Below are 9251 nucleotides of genomic sequence, written 5' to 3'. Positions count from 1 at the left end.
TGGAAACTACACGCTGACGGTCGTTGACTTCCTCTACAACGCCCAGACGGGGACAATACCCCTGGTTCTCTTCAAGCTCCGGGACAACAGGAACTTCACGTCCGTTGAGTTCGCCCTCGGTGAGGGCCAGAGCTACACGTACGGGGACGTTAAGGTTTACCTCAACTACGTGAAGAACCCAACGAGCAATCCCTCGGCGCTCGTCGCCGTTTTCTCGAAGCCAACAACTGTCTTCTACGGGACGACGAAGGCCAACTCAACGTTTTCCTACGGTCCGGTTCAGCTGTCCCTCATAAACGTGAGCAACAAAACCGTCTTCATGCGCTACTACCGCGACGGCTTCACGGACTACGCCTACTTCGGGATAGGTGGCCACTACTGGCACGATATAGACATAGTGATTTACAACATCACCAACGGAAGTGTCAGGATGAAGATACTCGCTCCCAAATACATACGCTACTCAATCGTCCAGGGAGCGGTTGTTGTAATCCAGAACGTGAGCTTCACGCCCGTTGAGGTCGGCGGCGTCTTCAACCTGAGCGTCACCATAAAGAACGTCGGTGACCAGGTGGCGAGGTTCGTTAGGGTTTACCTGTACTCCCAGCCCGTTGTTCAGGGAAGCGAGCAGACCCAGAAGACGCTCCTTCCAACGGTGACGATTCCAACGTTCCAGCAGGAGATTCCCTTCGCCGCTTACTTGGAGGGGCCGATTAAGTACACGGACGAGCTTGCACCCGGACAGGTTAGGACGCTTCACTTCAGGCTGATAGCTTCAAAGGCCCTCAAACCGGATGTCTACCTGCTCTACGTTCAGCTCAGATACGGGGACCAGAACGGCGTCGTTAAAACGGAGGAAGTTCAAATAGGCATTCCTGTGAACGACGTTTTCAGACCGAAGGTAAGCGTCGAGAGCTTCAAGGTTCAGCCGAACCCGGTTCAGCCGGCCTCAAACTTCACGGTCACAATCACGGTCAAGAACACGGGAAACGAAAGGGCATACAACGTTATGGTTGAGGTTCTGACGACCAAACCGCAGGAGGAGACCCAGACTTACAGCCTCTTCCCGACCGCCCAGGGCCAGCCGCAGGAGAGCAGTCTCTACCCAATAGGAAAGCAGAGCGTCCTTTACTTCAGCGAGATACCCGTGAACGGAACCGCGAGCGGAAAGCTGTACTTTGCGGTTAAGGACGTTTCCAACGGCCTGTATCCGCTCTACGTGGTCGTGGTTTACTATGACAAAAACGGCGTCGAGTACAAGTCCCAGGGAACGTTTGGGGTTCATGTGGAGGGCTATCCAAAGCTTGAAGCTTACATAGGTAACGTCTGGATAAACGACGGGGAGTACAACTTCGAAGTTGACATAGCGAACGACGGAAAGGCGCCGGCCAGGGGAGTTACGGTTTCGATAAGCTCCCCCGAGCTGAGCCTCTTTCCGCTCGGCGAGCGCTACGTCGGGAGCATAGAGCCGATGGACTACGACAGCGTAAACTTCGTGGTTCTGAACACCACCCTGAAGGCCGGGAGGTATCCGGTGACGGTTAGGGTAACCTACATGCTTCCCAGCGGGAACTTCACGAGCTTCAACGAGACCCTCGAAGTTCAGATTCCGGCCAACATAGCGCCGTCGAAGGACAGGCGCTACTACTACGTCGGCGGGGCTGTGATGGTCATCATAATAATCCTGCTCTGGAGGAGGAGCCGTGGATAGAGAGATACTGAAGATAGCCTTCAGGAACCTGCACAGGAGGAAGCTGAGAACTTTCTTCACGATGCTGGGGATAATAATAGCCATAGCCTCAATAACCGCTCTGATTTCCATCGCGGAGGGCTTCCAGCTCTCGATAAGCAGGACGCTCCAGAGCACGAGCAACGTCATAATAGTCCTTCCGGGCATGGGGGCCTCGATATGGACGATAGGCACGAACACCCTCAACCAGAGCGTTGCGAACGAAATAGCCAAGATAAACCACGTCGAGGCTATAAATCCAGTTCTCGTCAAGTTCACGGTTATGGAATACAGGGGCTGGGAAGTTCCCGTAACGGTCATGGGCATAATTCCGCGGGACGCCCAGAAGTTCTACGCCCTGACCGGTCCCCAGCTCCAGAGGGGCCAGTTCATTCCTCAAGGCTCGCGCTTCAAAGCTCTGCTCGGCTACTCCATAGCCAACGGGAAGATTCAGAAGCAGGGCGGCGGAATGCTCAACTGGGAGATACTGCCCGGACAGACGATAAAGATATACGATTCTAGCGGTAGGGCCTGGGAGTTCAAGGTTTCGGGCAACTTCCAGGAGAGCGGTCAGAGCTTCATAGGGGGCTTCATAGACACGAGCGTCTTCATCCCCCTCGGAACACTCCAGGAGATGTACAACGAGCCGGGAAAGATAAGCTTCATCGAGGTCTGGGTTGACGACGTCAACTTCGTAAACTACGTGAAGGCGAGGATTCAGAAACTGCTCCCCAGTGCAACGGTCATAACCGAGAGGCAGGGCATAGAAGTGGTCGTTCAGATTGAGAACATGCTCAACAACCTCCTCCTCGGAATCGGAAGCATAGCCCTCATCGTCGGTGCGCTGGGGGTTGTGAACACTCTCCTTACCTCCGTCATGGAGAGGACGAGGGAGATAGGAACCTACCGGGCTCTCGGCGCCAAGAAGCGCTTCATACTCGAAATGATTCTCCTCGAGGGCATAATGCTGACGATAATCGGCGGTGTGATAGGGTTTGGTTCCGGTATAGTCATGGCGAACGTGGTCGTCCAGATTCTCCGCGCCAAAACGCCGGGCCTTCCAAACCCCGTCGTTGACCTGAGGGTCGTTGCGATAGCCTTCGGCATAACATTCCTCATAGGAATCGCCGCGAGCGTGTACCCGGCCAAAAAAGCGGCCGAGCTGAACCCGGCGGAGGCCATAAGACACATCGAGTGAGAAAGTGTTATAACGCTATGACCATAGTTTGAACGGTGGTGGCTATGGCCAAGAGGGTTCACCTTTTCGACTGGCATAAGGAGCACGCCAAGAAGGTTGAAGAATTTGCAGGCTGGGAGATGCCAATCTGGTACTCCAGCATAAAGGAGGAGCATCTGGCGGTTAGAAACGGAGTAGGCATCTTCGACGTCTCGCACATGGGCGAGTTCATCTTTCGCGGTAAGGACGCGCTGGAGTTCCTCCAGTACGTAACGACGAACGACATAAGCAAGCCTCCAGCCATAAGTGGAACCTACACATTGGTTCTCAACGAGCGTGGAGCCGTTAAGGACGAGACCCTCGTCTTCAACCTCGGGAACGACACCTACATGATGGTCTGCGACAGCGATGCCTTCGAGAAGCTTGAAGCCTGGTTCAACGCCATAAAGCGCGGAATAGAGAAGTTCGGCGAGCTTGACCTCGAGATTGAGAACAAGACCTACGACATGGCAATGTTCTCCGTCCAGGGGCCGAGGGCGAGGGACCTGGCCAAAGACCTCTTCGGGATAGACATCAACGACCTCTGGTGGTTCCAGGCCAAGGAGGTTGAACTCGACGGAATCAAGATGCTCCTTTCGAGGAGCGGCTACACCGGCGAGAACGGCTGGGAGGTCTACATTGAAGACGCCAATCCATACCACCCGAACCCGGAGAAGAGGGGCAAGCCCGAAAAAGCTTTGCACGTCTGGGAGAGAATCCTTGAGGAGGGGAAGAAGTACGGCATAAAGCCAGCAGGACTCGGCGCTCGCGACACCCTAAGGCTTGAAGCAGGCTACACGCTCTACGGCAACGAGACGAAGGAGTTACAGCTCCTCAGCACCGATATAGACGAGGTCACCCCGCTCCAGGCCAACCTCGACTTCGCGATATTCTGGGACAAGGAGTTCATAGGCAAAGACGCCCTCCTCAGGCAGAAGGAGAGGGGTCTCGGCAGGAAGCTCGTCCACTTCAAAATGGTCGACAAGGGAATCCCGAGGGAAGGTTACAGGGTTCTGGCCAACGGGGAGGTCATCGGCGAGGTAACCAGCGGAACTCTCTCACCGCTCCTCGGAATCGGCATAGGAATAGCCTTCGTGAAGGAGGAGTACGCCAGGCCGGGTGTTGAGCTGGAGGTAGAGATAAGGGGCAAGCCCAAGAAGGCCGTAACGGTCATTCCGCCGTTCTACGACCCCAAGAAATACGGGGCCTTCAGGGAGGAGTGAGTTTCCCTTTTCTCTTTATCGTTTTCTCCAGTATTATGCCCGCAACTATGCGGGTCAGTCCGATGAGCGTCGAAACTTCTTTTCTCTCCCCGAGAACCGTTGAGATGAAGAGCAGGCTGAGGAAGGGAACGAGGTAGGCTAAGTTCGAGGCGAAGGCAACGTCTCCCTCGATGGCCCTGTACCAGAGCAGGTAGATGAGAGAGCAAAACTCCTTTGAATTGCATTCTTAGAGAAGAATCACGAACCTTGGTCAAACTCTGCGGGACTGTCGTCCCTTGCGTCGAGCAAAGCCCGATGTCGCGCAGGCGAACAAGCTTTAAGAAAGCTTGACCAAAGAGTACCCTTCCTACCCATAGGCAAAAAGTCAGCCGTGCACTAACAAGGGGCAAGCTAGTAGAGGGTTTAACACTACAACAAAACCCCTTAAGATCGTTTCAACCTTGTTATCAGCGCCCGAAGGGCGCTTTCTTAGAGTGAAACTTCCTGAGAAGGAATATGTGAAAAAGAAACCCCATACGCAATGAACCCCTAGAATCGGCACAACACTTTCCGCCAGCGCTTGCGAAGTAAGGGCTGTAATGGTGCGGTGGCCGGGATTTGAACCCGGGTCACCGGCTTGGGAGGCCGGTGTCCTAGACCAGGCTAGACTACCACCGCACGCCCGTTATTCCTATTGCCGGGGGCTTTAAAAGTTTTACCCCCTGGTTTCCGTGCGATGATTAAACGGACGATTCCGCGGTAATAGTGCTCCTCCCGCTCGATTTCGAAGTACTTCGAGACGAGCCTGTGGGTCTCCCTGAGCGGGTCGTCATCGAGGAGCACCTTCAACGGCAACTTCAGAGGAAGGAGGAAGAGGTAGTTGAGCAGAGGTGAGTCGCTCTTCGTGTGCTCGAGGAATACTGCCCTTCCTCCGGGCTTCAGGACGCGGAGGATTTCTCTCATTCCTTTCTCGGGATTCGGAACTGTGCAGAAGACGAACGAACTCAGGACCGTATCGAACGTGCCCTCGGGAAAGGGGAGTTCCTCCACGTCTGCAACCTCAAAACAGGCGTTCAGGTCAAGCTTCCGAGCCTTCTCCCGGGCGATTTCAAGGGTTTCAGGTACCGCATCAACGGCGCAGAGTTCAACACCCCTTGGGTAATAGCGTAGCGTTTTCCCTACGCCAACGCCGACTTCTAGAGTTTTTCCCTCCACGAAGGAGACAGCTCTCTCGCGCAGGGGACAGAGAAAGCTGTCGAGCGGTTTCTCAAGGGTTTCGTAGTACCTCGCCATCCTCGAATACTTGACCTTAAACGACATGGTCCAACTTGGGAAGAGCTTTTAAAAAGTTGAACCCCAAAGCCGGGCGGTGGGAGCATGCCTTACCTAGTCATAGAGCACCTCGAGGAGATAAGCGACTGGCTGTGGCTGGAGTACAGGCACGCCAGCGAGTGGTGGAAGGAGAGGCTGATTTTCACAAACGTTCGCCCCGACGAGAGGGAAAAACTCGCGAAGCTCGGGAGCGTCATAGGGGAAAGCGTCACAAAGTTCCCCTTTGACCGCTCAAAAATCATAGTTCTCGACCTTCAAGCGGAGGAGGAGCTGAAGCCGGAAGATATAGAGGAGGACACGATAATAGTCGTCGGAGGAATCCTCGGCGATGCCGTTCCGAGGGGAAGAACCAAGGAGTTCATAACGTCGAAGATGGAAGGCGTTAAGGTCAGGCACATCGGAAAACCCCAGTTCTCGATTGACGGAGCTTCAATAGTGGCCAGGCTAATCGCTGACGGCAAGAGGCTTGAGGAGGTTGAGTACGAGGAGAACCCGACGATAAAGCTCGATGAGTTCAGCGAGATAACGCTCCACTACGCTGTTCCCAAGCTGGACGGGAAGCTTCTCCTTACACCCGGACTAATCGAACTGCAGAAGAGGGAGCTCGGTTATACAGATGATGAAGAAACAAGCGACGAGGAGCTAATTGAGTTCTTCGAAGGGAAGCGGGAGCTTTGAGGTACTCGTCTTCTCAAGGAAGAAAATCATCGTTGCCGTGGACAGCACGAGGGCAAGCACCGGTGAGACGGCGATTCCAGCCAACAAACCAACGAGACCGAAGTTCACAACGACGACCGTCATCGGCACTGAAACCAGGGCCACGAACGCGAGGTACTTAAGACCGTAGCCGAGGTAATCGCCTCCCTTAAGGGCCATCTCCACGCTCCTCTCGAACGCCTCTCCAAAGCTCATGTTTTGGGAAACTATAAGGTACGGAACTCCATAAATCAGGTAGAAAACGAAGAGCAACAGCGGCAGCGCAAGGACAATCAGAGCACTGAGGAGCATTCCGGTAAATATTAGCGTGACCCCAATCACGAGGAGGAGAAGCTTGAACCAGAGGAAGTCGAGGAAGAACCTCTCCCCGTTTGACATGAAGTCCGTCTCCCGGCCACTAAGCCTGTCTCTTATGCTCCCAAGGTAGCCGGCCGAGAGAAACGCGCCTACGATGGCACCGACCAGCATAAGTACAAGCCCCACGGCGGAAACACCCGAGCCTGCCGAAGGCGGAGGCGAAACAAAGCTCCAGAGGGTGGGAACGTCCTCAGGAAATACGAACTTAACCCCGATGTGAAAGCCGGAGAAGGCAACGACCTTTCTCAGGTTGTCCACCGAGAGCAGTGTGAGAACCAGTGGAACCACCATCAAGGGCGCAAGCTCCCCGACTTTTTCCCAACCCCTCGTAAGGGCTTCCACGAAGTCGACCACCTCTCATCCCCCCTCACGGCGCGTTAAGCTGAAACTTCACCCCGACCCTTTTATACACTTCTATGCCGTTCTTGGAATACACGAGAACGTACCTCCCACCAACCATCTCCCTGAGCCTCACCAGGTAGAGCCTCCCGTGGTAGGTCTTCACGTCCACGAAAACCAAATCTGGCCTGACTTTCGCGGGGTAAACGTAGACGTTCTCCTTGACCGCAAGGGCCGGGTAAAATATGGGCTGTGTGTAAACTGAGAGGTTCGTCTTCAGGAGAACGTCCACGACCGCCCAAGCGGTTTTGTACCCCGGAGCCGGCTGGAGAACCGAGTAGTAAACTAGAGGAAAGAGCTTCTTGGGAGGCTTTTCCGCAACTGGCATGGTCGCCCAGGAGGTTACGAGCGCTAAGGCTATGAGAACCGAGAGGATTTTCTTAACCTTCCACAGTTCAAGCCCCTTCACGGCAAAGACTGTCCCAATGAAGGAAAGCGGGACGAGCATGTAGGGGTAGTGGAATCCAAACGTGTACTGGCTTGGCCGCGAAGCCAGGAGGTTCTCGAGCCACGGAAGAGCGAGGAGAACCCAGTTCCGCGGGATGAAGAGGGGCAACAGACCGAAGCTCAGGTTGAAGAGCAGGAAGTAGGCAAGCTTCCTTCCGTTTATGCCCACATGCTTGTATAGGTAGCCGTAGATGTAGCCGTTTCCGAAGTGCGGAATTATCACCTTGATTGCTATTAACCCGTAGACCCCCGCGATAATCGAGAGGACTATGAAGCGAACGTTCCTCTTCAGCACTCCAGAGGAGAAACCGTCGCGGAGCGCCCACCACAGCGAAAGCGAAATCACACCCAGAAACGTGTCCTCCTTGACGGACAGAAGGAGGACTGAAGTTAGGATGAAGGCCCTCTCCCTTCCATCAACGAGGAAGATTGCCGCGAGCAGGAAGAGGGGAACGGCCAGCGAAACCGGGTGAAACTCAAAGAGGTTAATCCCGATGAGGGAGGAGTTGAAGGCGTAGGGAGCAGTCAGCACTATGGCGAGCCTCTCATCCAGAACCTTCTTGGCAAGGAGATATGCCAGCAGAACCGACGAACCCAGTGCAATGCTCTGAATCACGAGGAGGGTTTTGGCTGAGGGGAACAGCGCGAAGATTGGAACGAGGAGAAAGAGAATCGGCTGGAAATGAACGCCGAAGTGATTAGAGACGCCGTAGAGCTGCCACTCAACCGTGTTGAAAAGGGGCCGCCCGTGCAGGAAGCCCGCCAGGGACTGCGTAAAGATTCCGAGGTCAAAGCTCTTGTAGGCAAAGTACCTGAATTTAAGGAAGCTTAAATAAATCATAACGAGCGTGTAAACTACTGCAATAACCACCGCAGTAAAATCGTAAGATGATAACTTAATTTTAATTTTGAATCTCACCATCAGATGTGGTTAAACCGCGTTGGTTTAAAACTATTTCGTCCAGTCCTCGGCAAGGCGTTCTATTGCCTCGCGAACCCTGGCCCGGTCCAGTCTATCAACGACGAGAAAAACTTCCTGAACGCTCCCGTCGCTCTTGGCGACGAGCTTAAGGCCGGTCTGCGTTTCCCGCGTCACCTTAATCTCAAAACCCCTGGAATCGCTCGCGTAAATCCTGCCCGGGATTACCTTCTTTACGCCGGGAATCGAGGCTATCTCCTCGAGGGGTTTCTCAAGCCCCTTGAGGAAGTGGTGCTCCCTCTTGACGCCTTTGCGGAAGTGCTTGGGCATGAGAAAAGGTAGGGGAGGAACTTTAAAATTTTAAGCCCGCTTCCTCACCTTGACGGCGACGCCCTTCTTCGCCCTAATCATCTCCTCTCCAGCGAGAACGGCCTTGCCGACGCCGACTACCTTCTCGTCCCTCACGACGCCGACTATGTCGTCCGGACGAATCCTCTCGTCGGCCTCGTTCACGCCGACTGCGAAGACGTCACCGCGCAGGTCGAAGTCAATCTTCACCCAGTAGGCCTTGAGCGAGTCGTAAATCCTCTGCATTCCGAAGGGCGTGACGCTTATGACGCCATCCCTGAAGGTTCCCGTCTGCTGGTTCTCAACGAATAGGCGGAGCATTTTAGAGCCTTTAACGTGGCCGTTATCTGGAAGGACGGCCTCTCCTGCTCCAGCGCCAAAGTAGAAGTCGAAGACCTTCCTTATGTTCTCGAAGTAGCGGTAGGTTCTGTCTTCCTTCGTCCCCTCAAGCTGGAACTCACTCAGGGTCTCGGTGAGGGACTTCAGGCTTTCCTTGCTCGTCGTTCCGTTCTCAACGCGGGTGAATATTATCTCCCTGCCCGAAAGCTCGCCCGCGAGCCTCGCTATCTCGACGTAGGCCTCGTC

At 54.5% G+C, this 9251-nt stretch carries 9 protein-coding genes and 1 tRNA gene; 4 read left to right on the top strand and 6 right to left on the bottom strand.

The genetic code is table 11. The features are described 5' to 3' along the window. The 3 genes from MVK46_RS05795 to gcvT all read left to right on the top strand — a co-directional run. A partial coding sequence (locus tag MVK46_RS05795; RefSeq protein ID WP_297535695.1) for a hypothetical protein occupies window positions 1-1711 on the top strand: 1711 nt, incomplete at its 5' end. After that, the gene (locus MVK46_RS05790) at window positions 1704-2927 is read left to right on the top strand and encodes an ABC transporter permease (RefSeq protein ID WP_297535694.1); all 1224 of its coding nucleotides are present in this window, start codon (window positions 1704-1706) and stop codon (window positions 2925-2927) included. The genes MVK46_RS05795 and MVK46_RS05790, both read left to right, overlap by 8 nt. A 44-nt stretch (window positions 2928-2971) precedes the next feature. Further along, window positions 2972-4168, top strand: coding sequence for a glycine cleavage system aminomethyltransferase GcvT (gcvT, locus tag MVK46_RS05785; protein ID WP_297535693.1), 1197 nt, complete (start codon window positions 2972-2974; stop codon window positions 4166-4168). A 579-nt stretch (window positions 4169-4747) separates the two neighbouring features. Here gcvT and MVK46_RS05780 read toward each other — a convergent pair. Together MVK46_RS05780 and MVK46_RS05775 are read right to left on the bottom strand one after the other, a co-directional pair. Next, window positions 4748-4825: transfer RNA gene (locus MVK46_RS05780), tRNA-Gly, on the bottom strand. Next, complete coding sequence (locus MVK46_RS05775; protein WP_297535692.1) at window positions 4811-5467, bottom strand: class I SAM-dependent methyltransferase; 657 nt, start codon at window positions 5465-5467, stop codon at window positions 4811-4813. Before MVK46_RS05775 ends, MVK46_RS05780 begins: the two co-directional genes overlap by 15 nt. A gap of 57 nt (window positions 5468-5524) precedes the next feature. Here MVK46_RS05775 and MVK46_RS05770 point away from each other — a divergent pair, with 57 nt between their 5' ends. Then, window positions 5525-6157: a hypothetical protein gene (locus MVK46_RS05770; protein ID WP_297535691.1), complete on the top strand. Its 633-nt coding sequence runs from the start codon at window positions 5525-5527 to the stop codon at window positions 6155-6157. On the opposite strand, the gene MVK46_RS05765 is transcribed toward MVK46_RS05770, so the two are convergent. From MVK46_RS05765 to MVK46_RS05750, 4 genes are all read right to left on the bottom strand, one after another. Beyond that, the gene (locus MVK46_RS05765; protein ID WP_297535690.1) at window positions 6122-6907 is read right to left on the bottom strand and encodes a hypothetical protein; all 786 of its coding nucleotides are present in this window, start codon (window positions 6905-6907) and stop codon (window positions 6122-6124) included. The two genes, MVK46_RS05770 and MVK46_RS05765, sit on opposite strands and share 36 nt — an antisense overlap. Before the next feature lie 13 nt (window positions 6908-6920). After that, the gene (locus tag MVK46_RS05760) at window positions 6921-8240 is read right to left on the bottom strand and encodes a DUF2079 domain-containing protein (RefSeq protein WP_297535689.1); all 1320 of its coding nucleotides are present in this window, start codon (window positions 8238-8240) and stop codon (window positions 6921-6923) included. A gap of 111 nt (window positions 8241-8351) precedes the next feature. Beyond that, complete coding sequence (locus MVK46_RS05755; protein WP_297535688.1) at window positions 8352-8648, bottom strand: DUF2103 domain-containing protein; 297 nt, start codon at window positions 8646-8648, stop codon at window positions 8352-8354. A gap of 30 nt (window positions 8649-8678) precedes the next feature. Continuing rightward, on the bottom strand, window positions 8679-9251 hold a 573-nt coding region (locus tag MVK46_RS05750; protein ID WP_367182636.1), incomplete at its 5' end, for a PUA domain-containing protein.

Source organism: Thermococcus sp. (assembly GCF_027066465.1).
Lineage (GTDB): Archaea > Methanobacteriota_B > Thermococci > Thermococcales > Thermococcaceae > Thermococcus.
The sequence above is the reverse complement of the archived record's forward strand: the minus strand, read 5'-3'. Positions and strand labels throughout refer to the sequence as shown.